Origin of the sequence: Nocardioides agariphilus (assembly GCF_015352445.1) — a bacterium.
GTDB classification, from domain to species: Bacteria; Actinomycetota; Actinomycetes; order Propionibacteriales; family Nocardioidaceae; genus Nocardioides; species Nocardioides agariphilus.
In genome coordinates this window covers 161,499-179,777 of the sequence record NZ_JADKPO010000006.1, presented here as the reverse complement: position 1 = coordinate 179,777, position 18,279 = coordinate 161,499, and the positions used below count along the sequence as shown (strand labels likewise).

Genomic DNA, 18,279 nt, shown 5'->3' with positions numbered 1-18,279 from the left:
CAAGACAGGCGCCGCTGTGGTCTGCACGACGAGCGCAGGGAGCGCAGCGACCGGAGCGAGGAGGAAGACCAAGGGTCATAGCGCGCGGACATGCGAGCGGAGCGAGCCAAAACGACACGGGCAGTTCGTCCGCGCGCGTCCCTGACTAGCCGCTGGTTGAGGAGGGACGAAGTCCCGTCTCGAAACCGCGGAGCAGGTCGATGATCCGCTCACCCGGTTTCGAGACAGGCGCCAGCGCGCCTTCCTCAACCAGCCGTGACAAGACAGGCGCCGCTGTGGTCTGCACGACGAGCGCAGGGAGCGCAGCGACCGGAGCGAGGAGGAAGACCAAGGGTCATAGCGCGCGGACATGCGAGCGAAGCGAGCCAAACGACGGAGCGGGCGAAGCGAGCCAAACGACAGAGCGCGAGCTAACCAGGCAGGGTGTCGGCCAGGTCGGGGAGCCTCCGCACGAACCAGTCGGAGCGCGGGTCGGCGACCGGCTCGACGCGGCCAGAGGCGGTGAGCACGGTCAATCCCTCGGCGCCGGCAAGTACGAGCGAGAGCTCGAGCGAGGCGACCTGGGGCAGATCGTGCTGGAGCTGGGCGACGCGTTGGACGAGGCGCTCGACCTCGGGTACGTCGACCGCCTCACTGCCCCGGTAGCCGAACAGGATCGGTGCTGCCTTGATCTCGCGCACCATCGCCTCGGCGTCGCGTTCGCCAAGCGGCGGGATCCTGAAGGACCGGTCCTCGAGCAGCTCGGTCAGCGGGCCCGAGATCCCGAACGAGACCACCGGACCGAACAGCGGGTCCTCCACCGACGCGACGCTGACCGGGATGCCCGGCGGTGCGTTCTTCTGCACCACGAAGCCCGCCGAGCCGGGATCGGTGATGATGTCGTTGAGGCTGCGCCAGGCCTGGCGCATCTCGGTCTGGTTGTCGATGCTGCGCCAGACATGGGCCAGGTCGGGGCGCTCGCGGAGCCGGTCGGCCGTCGCCTTGAGCACCACGTCCCAACCGAGCTCCTTTCCGGCCCTGACCGCGTCGCGCAGCGTCGAGACCCGGGTCGCGTCCCACAGGTCGATGTCGTAGCAGGCCAGCAGGGTCTGCAGCTCGCTGTGGGTCAGGTCGGTGCCGTCGGGGTGCTCGACGAGGATCTGGTTGACGAACTTCTTCGCCGCCGCGGGCTCGGCCTCGGCGACCATCGCGACCGGACCATTGGGGGTGCGCAGCCACACGGCGTACCCGACGACGGAGGCCAGCGCGCGCACGGCGGACTCGATGGCGGGGTACGACGGCACGGAGCCGCGTCCGGCACTGGCACCTGCGACATCGGGGACGCGGAGCAGCTCGGGGACGCCCTCGGCGCCGAGGAACGACGAGACGATCGGCTTGTCGGACTGCTCCCCCACGGCGGCCAGCAGGCGGGCGACGTCCTCGCCGGAGGTGTTGATCGGCGGCACGTAGACCGCGACCACAGAGTCGATGTCGGGGTCGTCGATGGCTGCGTCGAGGGCATCTTCGAAGTCCTCGGCCGTCGCCTCGGCGCCGAGGGACATCGAGCGGTTGACGACCAGACCGACCGATGACGCGGCGTCAGATGCGAGCAGACCGATCGCGTCGCTGTTGCCGATGATCGCCACCCGTCGGCCGCGTGGGAGGGGCTGGTGGGCGAGCAGCTGGGCGACGTCGAACATCTCGTCGAGGGTGTCGACCTGGATGACGCCGGCCTGCTTGAACATCGCGTCGACGGCACGCTGCGGCGCTCCGATCCGGCGGACGATCTGGCCCATCGGCACGCCCTGGGTGGTGCGGCCCGAGCGCACCGCGATGATCGGCTTGCGCAGCGAGACCCGTCTGGCGATGCGGGAGAACTTGCGTGGGTTGCCGATGGACTCCAGGTAGAGGAGCACCACCTCGGTGGCGTCGTCCTCCTCCCAGTACTGGAGCACGTCGTTGCCCGAGACGTCCGCGCGGTTGCCGGCGCTGATGAACGTGGAGAGGCCGAGCCCACGGTTGGTGACCTTCTCGAGGATCGCGGAACCCAGCGCGCCGGACTGGCAGAAGAAGCCCGCGCGGCCCCGCGCCGGCATGTGGCTCGACAGCGAGGCGTTGAGCTGGATCGCAGGATCGGTGTTGATGATGCCCAGGCAGTTGGGTCCGATCAGCCGCAGTCCGTAGGAGCGGCACAGCCCGAGCAGCCGGCGCTGGCGACGCCTCCCCTCCTCCCCGACCTCGGCGAACCCGGACGAGATCACCACCAGCCCATGCACGCCCTTGTTGGCGCAGTCGAGCACCACGTCTTGCACCGAGTCGGCCGGCACCGCCACGATCGCCACGTCCACGTCGTCTTGGATCTCGCTCACGGTCGCGTGAGCCGGCATGCCCGATACGGAGGTCGCCCGGTCGTTGACGACGTAGACCCGTCCGGCGTAGTCGCCGAGCACCAGATGACGCACGAGTGCTTGGCCGATGGTGTCCTGCCGCCGGCTGGCGCCGATGACGGCGACCGACCGCGGCTTGAAGAACATCTCGATCGACTTCGCCTCGGCACGGTGCTCGCGGTTGGCCATCACCCCGGCTGCCGTGTCGGTCGTCTCGATCGGGAACTCCAGCGTCATCACGCCGTCCTCGATGTCGCTGACCAGGCGGTAGCCGGCGTCACGGAAGGTCAGGATCATCCGCTCGTTGTCGGGCAGCACCTCGGCCACGAACCGCTCGATGCCACGCTCCCGACCGGCCTGCGCGAGGTGCTCGAGCAGCAGCTGGCCGATCCCGCGCCCCTGCTGGGCGTCCTCGACGAGGAACGCCACCTCGGCCCGCCCCGAGCCGTCGCCCTCGTAGCTGCCCAGCGCAATGATCCGCCTGTTGAGGGTGACGACGAACGCCACTCGCTGCACGTGGTCGACGTGGGTGAAGCGCCGGACGTCGCGCTCGGAGAGCTTCGGCATCGCGGTGAAGAACCTGAAGTACTTCGACTGGTCGGAGACGCGGTCGTAGAACTGGACCAGCAGGTCGCCGTCGTCCTGCCGGATCGGCCGGATGTGCGCGCTCTGACCGTCGCGCAGCAGGACGTCGGCCTCCCAGTGCCGCGGTGCGGCGGCGGCTTCCTGCTCGACGTTCGTCACCGGAGCAGGCTACCGACCGCCTATGACGTGTCAGTGACGCCGAGGTGTCGCCGCGGCTAGGCCGACTCGGGCCGGGTTCGGTCCGCCAGGCGCGCGATGTCCGCGGGACCGTTGCCGCAGCAGCCCCCGAGCAGACGTACGCCGGCGTCCAGCCAGGCCGGCACCAGGTCGAGGTCGAGCGGCTCGCCGTAGGCCCAGGTCTTGGAGTCCGCGTCCCACGCGCCGCCGCGGTTCGGGTAGGCGACCGCAGGCAGACCCGTGACGGCCACCGCGCACTCGGCAGCGCGGAGGACGTCGGCTTGGTCGGAGCAGTTGACGCCCGCCGCGACGAGCGAGCGGCACGAGCGCAGCACGCCGTACGCAGCGACGAGGGGCTGTCCGGCGCTGGTGCGACTGCCCCTGACCGAGTAGCTGAACCACGCCGGCACTCCGATCTCGTCCAGCAGCTCGACGATCACCTCGGCCTCGTCGGCGTCGGGGATGGTCTCGACGGCCAGCAGGTCGGGGCCGGCCTCGGCGAGGAGCTCCAGCCGCGGTCCGTGGAACTCGCGCAGGCGCGCCGCGGTGACGTCGTACCTGCCCCGGTACTCCGAGCCGTCGGCGAGAAAGGCACCGTACGGCCCGACCGACGCGGCGACCAGGGCTCCGGGAAACTCCTGCGCGACCTCGCGCGCAATCGTCACGCTACGTCGGATCAGCTGCCGCGCGTCGTCCTCGTCGTGCCCCGCCGCCACCAGCCCCTCCACGCTCGCCTGGTAGCTCGCGGTCGTCGCCACCCGGGAACCCGCGTCGAAGAAGGCGCGATGAGCAGCCGCGATCCGCTCTGGCTCCTCGGCCAGCAGCCGGGCGGTCCACAGCGAGCCGCTGAGGTCCGCGCCCTGCTCCTCCAAGACGGTGGACAGACCGCCGTCGAGCACCACGGGCTGGTCGAGGTCGAGCACACGCACATCCTCACTGATCGCCGCTTACACCCATTTCGGCACTTCTACCGGCATTCTTCTCTCGTGCACCAGCAGCGTGCGGGGTCCCACCGCGCCCGAAGACGCGACCGGCTGGACCGACTGGTCCGTCAGCGTCGCGCGCGCACCGTCCGCGGAGCCCTCGGAGTCACGCTGTTCGGAGCGGTGTTCCCGGGCGCCGGGATCCTGTGGACCGGACGCGTCATCGGGTACGTGCTCCTGGCCCCGTTCGTCGGCGGCGCTGTCTACCTGCTGGCCACGGTGCGAGACCTGGACCCCTTCGTCGAGCTGGCCACGGACCCCGAACGGCTGCGCACCGTGTCGGTCGCGCTCGGTGTCGCGCTCGCCGTGTGGGCGATGAGTCTCATCGCGACCTACGTCTGGGCACGTCCGCTGCACGCGCCCCGGCTGCGCACGGCCTCCGGAGCGGTCTTCGTCGTCGTGGCCTGCCTCCTGGCCGCCCTGCCCGTCGCCCACTCGATGCGAGTCGCCACGGCGCAGGCCGACCTGGTCGAGACGCTGTTCACCGAGAACCAGACGGCCACCGCCCCCCGAGGGGTCACCCATGACGACCCGTGGGCCGGCCGGGAGAGGGTCAGCATCCTGCTGCTCGGTGGCGACGGCTCCGTCTCCCGCGAGGGCGTGCGCACCGACTCGATCATGCTGCTGGTCATCGACACGTCGTCGGGGAAGTCGGTCATCTTCAGCCTGCCGCGCAACATGCTGCACGCCCAGTTCCCCGCCGACAGCCCACTCCACGCGCTCTACCCCGACGGGTACACCGACCCCTACGCGCCCGACAGCGCGATGCTCAACGCGATCTACGGACAGGTGCCGGCCCTCCACCCGGGCATCCTCGGCAAGTCCGACAACGAGGGCGCCGACGCGCTGAAGCAGGCAGTGGCCGGGAGCCTCGGCATCCCCGTCGACTACTACGTGCTGGTCAACCTCCTCGGCTTCCAGCAGGTGGTCGACGCCATCGGCGGCGTGACCGTCAACATCAACGAGCCCGTGGCGATCAACGGCGACACCGACCGCGGCATCCCGCCGACCGGCTACCTCGAGCCAGGTCCCGACCAGCACCTGGACGGGTTCCATGCCCTGTGGTTCGCACGAGGTCGCTGGGGATCCGACGACTACGAGCGGATGCTGCGGCAGCGTTGCATGGTCGGCGCGATCGCCGAGGCAGCCGACCCGGTGACCGTCGTACGCCGCTACCTCGACCTCGCCAAGACCGGCAAGCAGATCGTGCGCACCGACGTACCGCGCTCGGTCCTGCCGGCCCTGGTCAACCTCGGGCTCAAGGTCAAGGACCGCCGGATGCGCTCGGTGGCGTTCGTCCGCTCCGACCGGTTCTTCTCCGGCGACCCGGACTTCGCGTGGATGCAGGAGTCGGTGCAGAAGGCGATCGCGCGCCTCGATGGTCGACCCAAACCACGCGCCGGCTCCGAAGCCGACGATCCCGGCGACGCGGTCGACGTCAAGGACAGCTGCGCCCACAACCCGGAGGGCTGGCCCAGCCCCTGACGCAACACGGTCGTCAGAAGACCGAGAATCCCTCGGGCAGCCCCGTACGCCCAGTTGCCTGCAACAGCAGCGGCCCTGCCTTGCCCTCGCTCACCGCGATGTCCGCGACGACGGCGAGCGCCTGGCGCGCCGCCGAGGCAGGTACGTCGAGCGGCTCGCCCAAGGCCACGGCCAGGTCGGCCGTGTGCACGGCGAGCTCGAAGGTACGGGTCGGCAGGTAGTCGCCCAGCCGCATCCCGCCGACGATCGTGGTCATCAGCTCCTGACCGGTGCAGTCGTCGACCAGGTGCCGGACGCGAGCCCCGATCCCGGACACGGCCGCGACCGGGTCAGGGCCGAGCGCCGCGGCCGCGTCGCGTCCGCGCTGGGCGACCTCGGGGCCACGCGCCACCACGCTCGCGGCCCGGATGTAGTCGCCTGCCGTCTCGAGCGTGACCGTGTCCGCTGGCTGGGCCAGGTAGGTCTCGACGGTGACGAAAGACCGGCTGGTGTGGCCGACCAGGTCACGCACGGTCCACTCCCCCAGCCCGGGCTCATCCCATCGGTCACCGACGCGCCCGGTGACGGCGAGGTACCACCCGGCCGCGTCGTGGAATGCCTGTCGGGACTGGTCCCAGTCGAAGTGCATGGCCGCAGGCTAGACACCGGACTTAACGTGAGGTGTGACCCGCCTCAGGCTCACTCGCTGGGCCGTCCTAGGTCTCGGGCTCATCTACGTCGCCGCCGGCATCGCCGAGACGACTCGTGCCGTCAAGTCGGGTGACGGCGGGATCCCCTTCTGGTTCGGCACGCTCGTCGGCGGCGGTGCCCTGCTACTGACCGGCGAGGCCGTCCACCGACATCGACCTGGACTCGGGGCCACCCTTGTCTGCGTCGGCTGCCTGGTGACGGTGCCCGCGACGATCTGGACGCTCCTGGTGCCCGCGTTGGCGCTCGCCGTGTGCGTGCTGGTCCTGAAGCGGTACGACGAGCAGACGGCCCCTGCTGGGGGCGAGCCCCCCGAGACCGGCACCGCCTGAGACCCCGAGATCCTCCGGGACGTCATACGAAGTGGTCGCTATAGCGACCAGAACGTATGACGTCCGCCTGACCCGGCGAGCCCACGACCCAACCGTCGGCGCGGACGGGGAGAATGCCCGCATGGCGCGGCGCACCACGAAGCAGGACCTCCCCGACGACTTCGAGGAGCACATCGTCGACACCGACGTCGGCGAGGAGATGCGGTCCTCGTTCCTCGAGTACGCCTACTCCGTCATCTACTCCCGCGCCCTGCCCGACGCCCGCGACGGCCTGAAGCCTGTCCAGCGCCGCATCCTCTACACGATGGCCGACATGGGCCTGCGTCCCGACCGCGGCCACGTCAAGAGCGCACGCGTCGTCGGAGAGGTGATGGGTCGTCTCCACCCCCACGGTGACGGTGCGATCTACGACGCGCTGGTCCGCATGGCCCAGCCCTGGTCCATGCGACTGCCCACCATCGACGGACACGGCAACTTCGGATCTCCTGACGACAGTCCGGCAGCCATGCGCTACACCGAGTGCCGGATGGCGCCTCCCGCGGTCGCGATGACTGACGGGATCCTCGAGGACACGGTCGACTTCCGCCCCAACTACGACTCCCGCGAGACCGAGCCGAGCGTGCTGCCGGCGGCGATCCCCCACCTGATCGTCAACGGCACCACCGGCATCGCGGTCGGCATGGCCACCAACATCGCACCCCACAACCTGGTAGAGGTCGTGCAGGCGCTCCGTCACCTGATCAAGCACCCCGACTCCTCGGTCGAGACGCTGATGCGCTTCATCCCCGGTCCTGACCTTCCGACCGGCGGCAAGATCGTCGGACTTGACGGCGTCAAGGAGGCCTACGAGACCGGGCGCGGCAGCTTCCGCATGCGCGCCAGCGCCCGGGTCGAGAACCTCGGCCGCCGCAAGGGCATCGTGGTCACCGAGCTCCCCTACGGCATCGGCACCGAGAAGGTCGTTGAGCGGATCAAGGTGCTCGTCCAGTCCAAGAAGCTGCTAGGGATCTCCGACGTCAAGGACCTCTCCGACCGCGCCAAGGGTCTGCGCCTGGTCATCGAGGTCAAGAACGGCTTCCACCCCGAGGCCCTGCTCGAGCAGCTCTACAAGCAGACGCCGCTCGAGGATTCCTTCGGCATCAACACTGTCGCGCTCGTCGACGGGCAGCCGCGCACGCTCGGGCTCCGCGAGCTGCTGCAGGTCTTCCTCGACCACCGCTTCGAGGTCGTACGCCGACGCTCGGAGTTCCGCCGCGGCAAGGCCGCCGAACGCCTGCACCGCGTGCAGGGCCTGCTGATCGCCATCCTCGACATCGACGAGGTGATCCAGCTGATCCGCTCCAGCGACAACGCCGCCGAGGCCAAGGAGCGCCTGATGCAGGTCTTCGACCTCAGTGAGGTCCAGACCGACTACATCCTCGAGATGCCGCTGCGCCGCCTCACGAAGTTCTCTCGTATCGAGCTCGAGAAGGAGCAGTCCGAGCTGGAGCGCGAGATCGAGGAGCTCGACGCGATCATCGGCGACGAGCAGCTGCGTTGGCGGGTCGTTTCCGACGAGCTCGCGGAGGTCGCCAAGACCTACGGCACCCCGCGCCGCACGGTCCTGCTCGAGTCGGCCGGCACCGCGGTGACCACGACCGCCACACCGCTCGAGGTCACCGACGACCCGTGCTTCGCCTTCCTCTCCTCATCCGGGCTCCTTGCGCGCTCGTCGACGGACGAGGTCCCCGGCCGCGGCGACTCCCGGGCCAACCACGATGTCATCGTGTCCGCCGTCCGCACGACCGCGAGGGGCGAGGTCGGAGTGGTCACGAGTCGCGGCCGCGTCCTCAAGATCGGCGTGCTCGACCTGCCCACGCTGCCGGCGTCGGCCAACGACCCCAATCTCCAAGGCGGCCTCCCGCTGAGCGAGGTGCTCTCGCTCGATCCGCGTGAGCGCGCGCTCGCCCTCACCGGCCTGCGCACCGACGGACCGGGCCTCGCGCTCGGCACCCGCCAGGGCGTGGTCAAGCGGGTCAACCCCGAAGTGCTCTCCAACCGCGACGAGTGGGACGTTATCGGCCTCAAGGACGACGACGAGGTGGTCGGTGCCACGGACCTGGCGACCGGGTCCGAGACGCTGTGCTTCATCACCTCCGACGCGCAGCTGCTCCACTTCGGCGCAGACGGGGTCCGCCCTCAGGGCCGTGCGGGCGGCGGAATGGCGGGGGTCCGGGTGGCGGCCGGAGAGCGGGTCGTCTGGTTCGGTGCGATCGACCTGGCTGCCGGCGACGGCGCCGTGGTCGTGACGGCCTCGGGTTCCTCCACCGCGCTGCCTGGCACCGAGCCCGGAGCACTGAAGGTGACGCCCTTCGCCGAGTACCCCGGCAAGGGCCGGGCCACCGGCGGGGTCCGGTGCCACCGGTTCCTCAAGGGGGAGGACACCTTGGTGCTGGCCTGGGCGGGCACCGCGCCGGCCCGGGCTGCCGCGGCCAGCGGTGCTCCGGTCGACCTGCCCGAGGCCACGGGCCGCCGAGACGGTTCGGGCACTCCCGGCACCCAGCCGATCGCTGCCTGTGCCGGACCGGTCGCATCGGCACTGGCCGTGCTGTCCGGTGTGCGAGGCTGACGCTCGTGACCAAGCGGACCTGGATGGGCGTCGTACCCGCGCTCGTCCTCGCCCTCGGCGCGTCGGTGTCGGCGTGCGGCGGTGACGACTCGGGCTCCAAGTCTGGCGCCAAGACGCCCGAGGACGTGTTCTCGGCCGCACAGGCCCGGCTGACCGTCACCCCCGGCGTCAACCTCACCCTCGAGACCAAGGACCTGCCGGAGGGCATCAACGGCATCCAGAAGGCCGAAGGCACCGCTACCGACGCGCCCGCCTTCGAGGGCTCGCTCACGGTGACGCTGAGCGGTCAGGCCTTCGAGGTCCCGGTCGTCGGGGTCGACGACCTGGTGTGCGCCCAGATCCCGCTCACCCCCGGCTGGTCCGACGTCGACCCGGCCGACTACGGAGCTCCTGACCCGGCCGGCTTCCTCTCCCCCGACAACGGCTTCGCGGCGATCCTCGGCGCCGCCACCGACCTGGAGAAGAACGAGAGCATCCGCGGCGGCGCCGACAACAACGAGATCCTCACCAAGTACACGGGCACGGTGCCAGGCGAGGTCGTGGCCAAGGTGATCCCTGGCGCCTCCGGCGACTTCGGGCTGACGGCCCAGATCACCGACGACGACGAGCTGCGCGAATTGGCACTGACCGGCGTCTTCTACCCGGACGCCGACGCCAACACCTACACCGTCGGCTTCGACGACTACGGCACCACCAAGGACATCCAGGCCCCGTGTGATCCCGTGTGAGCCCGCCTGAGCCTCTCTCGACCTCCGCCCGGCCGCGCACGCTGCTGGCCATGGCGGCAGTCGCCGTCGCCTTCGCCGCCGCCGACACCTACGTCGTCGTGCTCGCCCTGCCCGAGATGATGGCCGCGGTCGGTGTGCCGATCGATCAGCTGCAGAAGGCCGCCCCGATCGTGTCCGGGTTCCTGCTCGGGTACGTCGCCATGTTGCCGCTCATCGGCCGGATCGCCGACCTGCGTGGCCGGGTCCCCGTACTGGTCGCGGCGCTGGTCGTCTTCGCAGCAGGCTCGCTGCTCACGGCACTGGCCTACGACATGCCGACGATGGTGCTCGGCAGGTTCCTCCAGGGGGTCGGCGGCGGTGGGCTGGTGCCTGCCACGCTCGCGCTCGTCGCCGACCTCTACCCCGTCGAGCGCCGCGGCATTCCGCTGGGCGTCGTCTCCGCCGTCCAGGAGATCGGCAGCGTGCTCGGCCCCTTGTTCGGCGCAGTGGTGCTGTCGGTGGCGGACTGGCGGTTCATCTTCGCGGTCAACCTCCTCGTCGGGCTCGTGCTGGCTCTCGCGATCCGCCGGCTCGCAGGCCCAACCGAACCGGCGACCGGAAGGTTCGACTGGCCGGGTTCCCTGCTGCTGCTCCTGACGCTTGCCGCGGGCTCGTTGGTCTTCTTGCAACCGCCACCGCTGATGCGCGACATCACCTGGGGGGAGATGTTCGTGCCCTTCGCCGGCGAATCCCGTTGGTGGACACCTGTGGGGGCCGTGGCCATCGTGGCCGCGGCGCTGTTTGCGGTGCGCACCTTGACCGCCAGCCGGCCGCTCGTCGACGTGCGGAGCTGGGCCGGCATCGCGCGGGAGGCCGACCTCCGAGGTGCTCTGCTCCTCGCCGTCGCGCTGTCGGGGGTGATCCTGGCCTTTGCTACAGCCGACCCTCGCGTCGAGGTCTTCTCCGACCGCGGCCTGTGGTACCTCCTGGGCGGCGCGATCGCCGCCGTGGCGTTCGTCGTCCACCTGCGGCGAGCCGCGGCCCCGATCATTCCGACCGGTGCCCTGCGTCGCACGCCCGCCTGGGGCTCGCTGGCGGTGAGCTTCTTCGTCGGTGCTGCCCTCATCGCCGCGCTCATCGACATCCCGATCTTCGCCCGCACCACCGTCTACGCCGACTCCCAGCTGATGGCCGCGCTCGTGCTCGTGCGGTTCCTGGTCGCACTGCCGGTCGGTGCCGTCGTCGGCGGCTACCTCACCCAGCGCCTGCCGGCCGGGGTCGTCACCGCGATGGGCATGGCGCTCGCGGCGGTCGGGTTCGTGTGGATGAGCGGCTGGGACCTCGAGACGCTCGAGCACGCCGGCGCAACCGTGCCACTGGTCGTCGGCGGCTTTGGCTTCGGACTCGCCCTGGCACCGGTCAACGCTGCCGTGCTCGCCTCGACCGACCACAGTGTCCATGGGCTCGCCACCGCCAGCGTCGTCGTGGCGAGGATGGTCGGCATGCTGGTCGGCATCTCGGCCCTGACCACGATCGGTCTGCGCCGCTACTACGCCGAGCAGTCCGACATGCCCAATGTCCGCGAGGTCTGCGACGGCAAGAGCCGGTGCGACGCGTTCACGTTGTTGCTCAAGCAGGCCGGCATCGCGCAGGAGCACACCGTCTTCTTGGGGGCCGCGGTGTGCGCGGTCATCGCGGGCGTGCTGGCGCTGGTGCTGTTCCGCACGGCCCAGACGCGTTCTCTCGACCCGGGCACGCTGCTGCGCGCCGGTGGCTGAGCGTTACGCTCAGGCCCCGTGAGCGCCCCCCACGAGTTCGATGACGGCTTCGACGACCTCCTGGCCGCCAACGCCGACTACGCCGAGCACTTCGACGACGCAGACTTCGACGGCATCGCCCACGCGGGCGTGGCGATCGTCACGTGCATGGACTCCCGCATCGACCCGTTGCGAATGCTGGGCCTGCACCACGGCGACGCCAAGATCTTCCGCAACCCCGGCGGGCGGGTGACCTCCTCGGCGCTCGAGGCCCTAGTGCTCGGCGTCCACCTCCTCAACGTCAACCGGATCCTGGTCGTCCCCCACACCCGCTGCGCGATGACGGCCTCGACCCAGGCCGAGCTGCGCGAGCGCGTCGGCCGCTCGGCGGGGCAGGACGTCGCCTGGCAGCAGTTCAACGTCGTCGAGGACCAGCGGGCTGCGCTCGAGGAGGACGTTGCCAAGGTCCGCACGCACCCGCTGATCCCCGACACCGTCCGGGTCGGCGGGTTCATCTACGACGTCGACACCGGACGCATCGACCGCTTGGTCTAGTCGCCCCAGCGCTCGGCGCGCACACTGGTACCTGTGCAAGTGCTGGAGAGGGAGCTGCAGCTCGGGGCGCTCGAGGAGTACGCCGCCGATGCGCGCCGCGGCGACGGGCGACTCGTCTTGGTGTCGGGTGAGGCCGGGATAGGGAAGTCGACCCTGGTCGACGCCTTCGTCGACGCCCTGCCTGACGCACGCGTCGCCTGGAGCGCCTGCGGCGGCATGTTCACCCCGTCCGCCCTGGGGCCACTGCGCGACGTCGCCGACCAGTGGGGCGGCGCCGTCCAGGTCGCGTGTACCGACGGAGTACCCAGGGAGGCCCGGTTCTCGGCCTTGCTGACTGCGATACGCGAGCACGACGGCCTCTCGGTGCTGGTCATCGAGGACCTGCACTTCGCCGACGAGGCGACCCTGGACCTGGTCGGCCACCTGTCGCGACGCCTGCGCCGTCTGGCAACGCTGGTCATCGCGACCTACCGAGACGACGGGCTGGCCGAGAACCACGCTCTGCGCGAAGCGGTGGGCGAAGCATCGACCCAACGTTCGACCAGGCGGATCTCGTTGCCGCCGCTCACGTCTACCGCCATCGAGGAGCTGAGCGCCGGCACCGGCCACCCCGCCGATGAGGTGCACGTCCTGACGGGTGGCAACCCCTTCTTCGTCGCGGAGGTGCTGCGGTCCGAAGGCGATGAGCTACCAGCGTCGGCGCGCGACGCGGTACTCGCCCGCGCCGAGCGGCTCACGCCCACCGGTCGCGAGGTGCTCGACGCGGCTGCGCTGATCGGCGAGCGCGTCGAGTTCGCCCTTCTCGAGCGGGTGACCGGCGCGACCGACGAGGCCCTCGACGAGCCCGTGCGCGCGGGGCTGCTGATCGCCGATGGACCGCTGCTGCGGTTCCGCCACGAGATCGCCCGTCGCGCCGTCGGTGTCGAGGTGAGCCCGCGCCGCGCGGCCGCGCTCCACACCGGCATCCTCGCCGCGCTCCAGGACCTCGGCGTCTCCGACGACGCCCGCCTGGCCCACCACGCGGCCGGTGCGTTCGATGCCGAGTCCACGGTTCGTCACGCGCGCCGCGCCGGGGACCGCTCGGCCGCGCTCGCGTCACGACGCGAGGCCGTCGCGCAGTACGAGCGCGCCCTCCGCTTCGTCCCGGCCGACCGTCCACTGGTGCGAGCCGACCTGCTCGACAAGCTCGCCGCGCAGCTGTCGGCCCTCGACCAGTTCGACAGGGCCGCGACCGCGCTCGAGGAGTCCCTGGCCCTGTGGCGCTCGGGCGCCGTGCCGCTGAAGGAGGGCGACGCCCTGCGGCGGCTCTCGACGGCGTACTACCGGCTGTGCCGTGGAGATGAGGAGCGGGCCGCGGCGCGAGAGGCCCTGGCCGTGCTCGAGCCCCTCGGGCCGTCACGGGAGCTGGCCTGGGCGCTCGCCCGCCTGGCCGGAGAGTTCATGGACGTCGACGCCGAGGTCAGCCTGCTGCATGCCGCACGCGCACGCGACCTCGCCGAGGCACTGGACCTGCCCGATGTCGCGAGCGACGCCCTCAACACCATGGCCTGCGTCGAGTACGACCGCAGCGAACGCTGGTACGACTGGATCCGCGAGGCCCTCGACATCGCCCTGACGCATGCACTCCACGAGCAGGCAGGGCGGGCGCTCGCCAACGTCCAGTCGATGCTGGTCGACGCGATGCGCTACTCCGAGGCGGAACGCTACTTCCGCGAAGGCATGACGTACTGCGAGGAGAACGACAACCACACCAGCGGGCTGTGCCTGGCCGGCGGCCAGGCCGGACTGCTGGCCGCCACCGGCCGCTGGCACGAGGTCGAGTCCATCGCCGCGGGTCCGCTGTCGGGCGACCGGTCCTCCCCCATCAACCGGGTGACGTTCCTGGTGCCTCTCGGCCAGGCGCGAGCCCGGCGGGGTGCCGCCGGTGTCTGGGAGTGCCTGGACGAGGCGACCAGGTCGACGGACGCCTCCGGAATCGCCTCCTACGCCACCATCTGCCGCCAGGCACGCGCCGAGGCACGGTGGTTGGCCGGAGAGCACGAGCAGGCCCTCGAGGAGCTCGAGAAGGCAACCGCGTTCGCAACGACGGTTACCTCGGAGCAGAAGAACGTCGAGCTGCTGCGCTACCGGATCTCCGAGGGCGCCGAGGGCGAGGCGGTCGGCCTGCTCGGCCCCTTTGCCGCCGAGGTCAAGGGCGACATCCACGAGGCAGTCAGGCTGTGGGATGCGGTGGGCAGGCCCTACGACGCGGCCATGGCGCTGCTGGGCTCCGACGACGAGCAGGACCTGGTCGACGCGCTCAGCCGGCTCGACGCCCTTGGTGCCGTGCCTGCCGCCGCGATGGTGCGTCGCAAGCTCCGCGCGGCAGGCGCTCGCGTCGTACCCGCCGGGCCGCGGTCGGCGACCCGTGGGCATCCGCAGGGCCTCACCGCGCGCGAGCAGGAGGTGCTCGGCCTGCTGGGCGAGGGTCTCAGCGACGCTGACATCGCGGCCCGCCTGGTGATCTCGCCACGGACGGTGCACCACCACGTGGGGTCGGTGCTGACCAAGCTCGGAGTCGCCAACCGGCACCAGGCGGCTGCCTACTCCGGAAATGGGCATCCCCTCGCCCGGCATGGGTAGTCGCTACCGATCCCTTGGACCCCTCGCAGTTCCTAGGTTCGTGGTCGCCAGCACATGACTGGCAGACCACTACCAAGGAGAAACCATGCCGCTCTACATGGACGTCCACCACCTCGGCGAGCCCGTCAGCGTGGACGACGTCGCCAAGGCCCACCTCGCTGACCTCGAGGTCCAGGACAAGTACGACGTGAAGTACCTGCGCTACTGGGTCGACGAGGACCGTGGCGAGATCTTCTGCCTCGTCGAGGCGCCGTCCCCGGACGCCGCCAACATCGTGCACAAGGAGGCCCACGGCCTGGTGGCCGACGAGGTCCACCTGGTGCAGGAGGGCTCGTGATGTCCGGCCGCACGTCTTGGCGCGCGGCCCTGGCCATGGCCAGTGCAGCAGCCGTCTCGGCAACGCTGTTGGCTCTGCCGGCTCCCTCGCAGGCCGCGCCTGCGTGGCTGGAGCGCGTCCGCGACGCGACGCGCCAGTACCACGCGCTCAAGAACGCCAAGGCCGATGGCTACGCCAGGCTCAAGGACGCCGCCGGCATCGCCTGCATCGACATGCCGGGCGAGGGCGGCATGGGGGTGCACTTCGTCAACGGCGACCTCGTCGGGGACGCCGAGGTGCACGCCAAGACGCCTGAGCTGCTGGTCTACGACCCCACGCCCACTGGCCGCAAACTGGTCGCGCTGGAGTACGTCGTGTTCCAGGAGGCCTGGCGTGCGGAGCACCCGACAGGCCGCCCGCAGCTGTTCGGGCAGAAGTTCGAGCTGGTCAAGGAAGGCAACCGCTACGGGCTGCCCGCCTTCTACGAGCTGCACGTGTGGGCCTGGAAGGCGAACCCGAACGGCATGTTCGAGGACTGGAACCCGCGGGTCACCTGTCCCTGAGGTCCTGCATGACAAGCGGTGGGTGAGGGTTGGTTTCAGGGTGAAACCGACACTCGCCCACCGCGGTTTGCCCAGATGCGGATGGCGCCCGATGCGAGCTTCACTCCCGACTCGACCGACGCCGGCGCCGGCGCCGAGCCCACCCGACTTCGACCACCACAGCCAGGACGACGACGCCCAGCAGGGCCAGTCCAGCCCAAGGCAGCCCGCGCATCAAGAAGCCGAGATCGCAGTCGCCCGCTTGAGGACCGCAGTTGTCGCGGTCCCACGACTCCGCACCGGCTTGGCCCGCCCAGGCGACGGCAAGAGCCGCCAACGCACACCACGCGAGGACTCGCCCCGCGAGCCAGCGACGTTGCAACGACGTCGCCTCGCCCACCATCAGAAGTCGAGGTCCTCGTCGGTCAGCTGGCTGCCGTTGACGACCAGGAACTCCTTGCGCGGAGCCACGTCGGAGCCCATCAGGAGCTCGAAGATCCGCAGCGCGTCGTCGGCGTCGTCGACGGTGAGCCGACGCAGGGTGCGGTGACGGGGGTCCATCGTGGTCTCGGCCAGCTGGTCGGCGTCCATCTCACCGAGGCCCTTGTATCGCTGGACGGGGTCCTTCCAGCGCACACCCTTCTTGGTCAGCTCGGCGAGCTTTCGCTGCAGCTCGGCATCGGAGTAGGTGTAGACGTAGCGGTCCATCCCCTTCTTGGGGTTGGTCATCTCGATGCGGTGCAGCGGCGGGACCGCGGAGAACACCCGGCCGCTCTCGATCAGACCCGGCATGTACTTGAAGAACAGCGTCGCCAGCAGGCAGCGGATGTGGGCACCGTCGGAGTCGGCGTCAGCCATGAAGATGATCCGGCCGTATCTCACGGCGTCGAGGTCGAAGGTGCGCCCCGAGCCGGCGCCGATGACCTGGATGATCGAGGCGCACTCGGCGTTCTTGAGCATGTCGCCGACCGAGGCCTTCTGGACGTTGAGGATCTTGCCCCGGATCGGCAGGAGCGCCTGGAACTCCGAGTCGCGGGCGTCCTTGGCAGTGCCGAGCGCGGAGTCACCCTCGACGATGAACAGCTCGGTACGCTCGTTGTCGGCCGCCCGGCAGTCACGCAGCTTGGCCGGCAGCGCGGAGGACTCCAGGGCGTTCTTGCGACGCTGGGTCTCCTTGTGCTGGCGCGCGGCGATGCGTGTCTTGGACGCTCCGACGACCTTCTCCATCAGCAGCCGGGCCTGGGCCTTCTCGGCACGCTTGGTCGAGGTCAGGAACCTCTTGAGCTCGGCGGAGACCACCTTGCGGACCGAGGCACGAACCTGCGGGGTGCCGAGGATCTCCTTGGTCTGGCCCTCGAACTGCGGCTCGGCCTGTCGGACCGTGACCACCGCGGTCAGGCCTTCGAGCACGTCGTCCTTGATCACGTCGGCGTCGCCGACCTTGAGTGCCTTGGCCGAGCGCATCACGTCGTTGAAGGTCTTGGTGATCGCCTGCTCGAAGCCGCTCACGTGGGTGCCGCCCTTGGGGGTGGCGATCACGTTGACGTAGGACCGCAGCTCGGTGTCGTAGCCGGTGCCCCAGCGCACCGCGATGTCGATGCCGAGCTCGCGCTCGACCTCCTGGGGCGTCATGTGGCCCTTGTCGTCGAGCAGCGGCACGGTCTCCACGAAGGTGTCGCTGCCCTGCAGGCGGATCACATCGGTCACCGGCTCGTCGCGCGCCAGGTACTCGACGAACTCGGCGATGCCGCCGTCATGGCGGAACTTCTCCTCGACGGGGGTGTCGCCGCGCAGGTCGCGGATGACCAGCTCGAGGCCGGGAACGATGAACGAGGTGTGGCGCGCGCGGCCCAGCAGGCCTTCGAGCTCGAAGGTCGCGTCCTTGGTGAAGATCTGGCGGTCGGGCCAGAAGCGGATGCGGGTGCCGGACCTGGCCTTGGCTACCCGGCCACCTTTGCGCGACAAGCCGGACTTCGCCGTGAAGCCCGCCGTCGGGCCGTCCGAGTCGAACACCCCGGGGACCCCGCGACGAAAGCTGATGCCCTGCTCGGCCGGGGACCGCTCGACGTCGATGTCCATCCGTGAGGAGAGCGCGTTGACCACTGAGAGGCCGACGCCGTGCAGACCGCCGGTGGCGACATAGGACCCTCCGCCGAACTTGCCGCCAGCGTGCAGCTTGGTCGCCACGACCTCGACGCCCGGCAGGCCGGTCTTGGGCTCCTTGTCGGTGGGGATGCCGCGACCGTCGTCATGGATCTCGGCGGAGCCGTCAGGGTGCAGCGTGACCTGCACGGTGTGGGCGGCGCCGGCCAGGGCCTCGTCGACGCCGTTGTCGATGATCTCCCACAGGCACTGCATCAGACCGCGTGTGTCGGTCGAGCCGATGTACATGCCTGGCCGCTTGCGCACCGCCTCGAGTCCCTCGAGGACGAGGAGGTGGGCGGCGTTGTAGGTGTGGTCGGCGATCTCCGGGCTCCTGCGGTCGTGCTTGCGTCTTCACCCAACCTACCTGCGCGCGCCGACAGCGCCGCGCAGCCACGCCTGTCCAGACCGGTTG

13 protein-coding genes are annotated in these 18,279 nt (G+C 70.3%); 9 read left to right on the top strand and 4 right to left on the bottom strand.

Annotated features, from left to right (window positions below; genetic code table 11):
* Positions 1–410: 410 nt before the first annotated feature.
* Both ISU10_RS06590 and mmuM read right to left on the bottom strand, forming a co-directional pair.
* On the bottom strand, positions 411–3,110 hold the full coding sequence (locus tag ISU10_RS06590) for a bifunctional acetate--CoA ligase family protein/GNAT family N-acetyltransferase (RefSeq protein ID WP_194695568.1): 2,700 nt from the start codon (positions 3,108–3,110) through the stop codon (positions 411–413).
* Positions 3,111–3,166: 56 nt separating this feature from the next.
* Entirely contained in the window at positions 3,167–4,051 is an 885-nt protein-coding gene (gene mmuM, locus ISU10_RS06585; protein WP_194695567.1) for a homocysteine S-methyltransferase, read from the bottom strand.
* 63 nt (positions 4,052–4,114) lie between these two features.
* Between mmuM and ISU10_RS06580 the strand changes: the two genes are divergently transcribed.
* Positions 4,115–5,596, top strand: a complete 1,482-nt coding sequence (locus ISU10_RS06580) for an LCP family protein (RefSeq protein ID WP_194695566.1) — start codon at positions 4,115–4,117, stop codon at positions 5,594–5,596.
* Between the two features lie 13 nt (positions 5,597–5,609).
* Here the strand turns inward: ISU10_RS06580 and ISU10_RS06575 are convergent, their stop codons facing one another.
* Positions 5,610–6,224: a maleylpyruvate isomerase family mycothiol-dependent enzyme gene (locus tag ISU10_RS06575; protein ID WP_194695565.1), complete on the bottom strand. Its 615-nt coding sequence runs from the start codon at positions 6,222–6,224 to the stop codon at positions 5,610–5,612.
* Positions 6,225–6,258: 34 nt separating this feature from the next.
* On the opposite strand from ISU10_RS06575, the gene ISU10_RS06570 reads away from it, so the two are divergent.
* The 8 genes from ISU10_RS06570 (at position 6,259) to ISU10_RS06535 (ending at position 15,743) form a co-directional block, all read left to right on the top strand.
* Positions 6,259–6,615 (top strand): hypothetical protein, encoded by a 357-nt coding sequence (locus ISU10_RS06570; protein ID WP_194695564.1) that lies wholly within the window; start codon positions 6,259–6,261, stop codon positions 6,613–6,615.
* A 121-nt stretch (positions 6,616–6,736) separates the two neighbouring features.
* Positions 6,737–9,223, top strand: a complete 2,487-nt coding sequence (locus tag ISU10_RS06565) for a DNA gyrase/topoisomerase IV subunit A (protein WP_194695563.1) — start codon at positions 6,737–6,739, stop codon at positions 9,221–9,223.
* A 5-nt stretch (positions 9,224–9,228) separates the two neighbouring features.
* The gene (locus ISU10_RS06560) at positions 9,229–9,951 is read left to right on the top strand and encodes an LppX_LprAFG lipoprotein (RefSeq protein WP_194695562.1); all 723 of its coding nucleotides are present in this window, start codon (positions 9,229–9,231) and stop codon (positions 9,949–9,951) included.
* Positions 9,952–10,001: 50 nt separating this feature from the next.
* The gene (locus tag ISU10_RS06555) at positions 10,002–11,708 is read left to right on the top strand and encodes an MFS transporter (RefSeq protein WP_194695561.1); all 1,707 of its coding nucleotides are present in this window, start codon (positions 10,002–10,004) and stop codon (positions 11,706–11,708) included.
* An 18-nt stretch (positions 11,709–11,726) separates the two neighbouring features.
* Positions 11,727–12,242 (top strand): beta-class carbonic anhydrase, encoded by a 516-nt coding sequence (locus ISU10_RS06550; RefSeq protein ID WP_194695560.1) that lies wholly within the window; start codon positions 11,727–11,729, stop codon positions 12,240–12,242.
* Between the two features lie 33 nt (positions 12,243–12,275).
* Entirely contained in the window at positions 12,276–14,864 is a 2,589-nt protein-coding gene (locus tag ISU10_RS06545) for an ATP-binding protein (RefSeq protein ID WP_194695559.1), read from the top strand.
* Positions 14,865–14,949: 85 nt separating this feature from the next.
* On the top strand, positions 14,950–15,201 hold the full coding sequence (locus ISU10_RS06540; protein WP_194695558.1) for a DUF4242 domain-containing protein: 252 nt from the start codon (positions 14,950–14,952) through the stop codon (positions 15,199–15,201).
* Positions 15,201–15,743: a hypothetical protein gene (locus tag ISU10_RS06535; protein WP_194695557.1), complete on the top strand. Its 543-nt coding sequence runs from the start codon at positions 15,201–15,203 to the stop codon at positions 15,741–15,743. Before ISU10_RS06540 ends, ISU10_RS06535 begins: the two co-directional genes overlap by 1 nt.
* Before the next feature lie 381 nt (positions 15,744–16,124).
* On the opposite strand, the gene ISU10_RS06530 is transcribed toward ISU10_RS06535, so the two are convergent.
* Positions 16,125–18,113 carry a DNA gyrase/topoisomerase IV subunit B gene (locus ISU10_RS06530; protein ID WP_228499899.1) on the bottom strand — a complete coding sequence of 663 codons (1,989 nt, stop codon included), beginning with the start codon at positions 18,111–18,113 and terminating at the stop codon, positions 16,125–16,127.
* Positions 18,114–18,279: the final 166 nt, after the last annotated feature.

Excerpts from the sequence above, each read along its gene's own strand:
- ISU10_RS06555 (WP_194695561.1), top strand. The coding sequence starts at position 10,002 with ATGGCGGCAGTCGCCGTCGCCTTCGCCGCCGCCGACACCTACGTCGTC.
- ISU10_RS06575 (WP_194695565.1), bottom strand. The coding sequence starts at position 6,224 with ATGCACTTCGACTGGGACCAGTCCCGACAGGCATTCCACGACGCGGCC.
- ISU10_RS06530 (WP_228499899.1), bottom strand. The coding sequence starts at position 18,113 with ATGTACATCGGCTCGACCGACACACGCGGTCTGATGCAGTGCCTGTGG.
- ISU10_RS06540 (WP_194695558.1), top strand. The coding sequence starts at position 14,950 with ATGCCGCTCTACATGGACGTCCACCACCTCGGCGAGCCCGTCAGCGTG.
- ISU10_RS06535 (WP_194695557.1), top strand. The coding sequence starts at position 15,201 with ATGTCCGGCCGCACGTCTTGGCGCGCGGCCCTGGCCATGGCCAGTGCA.
- ISU10_RS06565 (WP_194695563.1), top strand. The coding sequence starts at position 6,737 with ATGGCGCGGCGCACCACGAAGCAGGACCTCCCCGACGACTTCGAGGAG.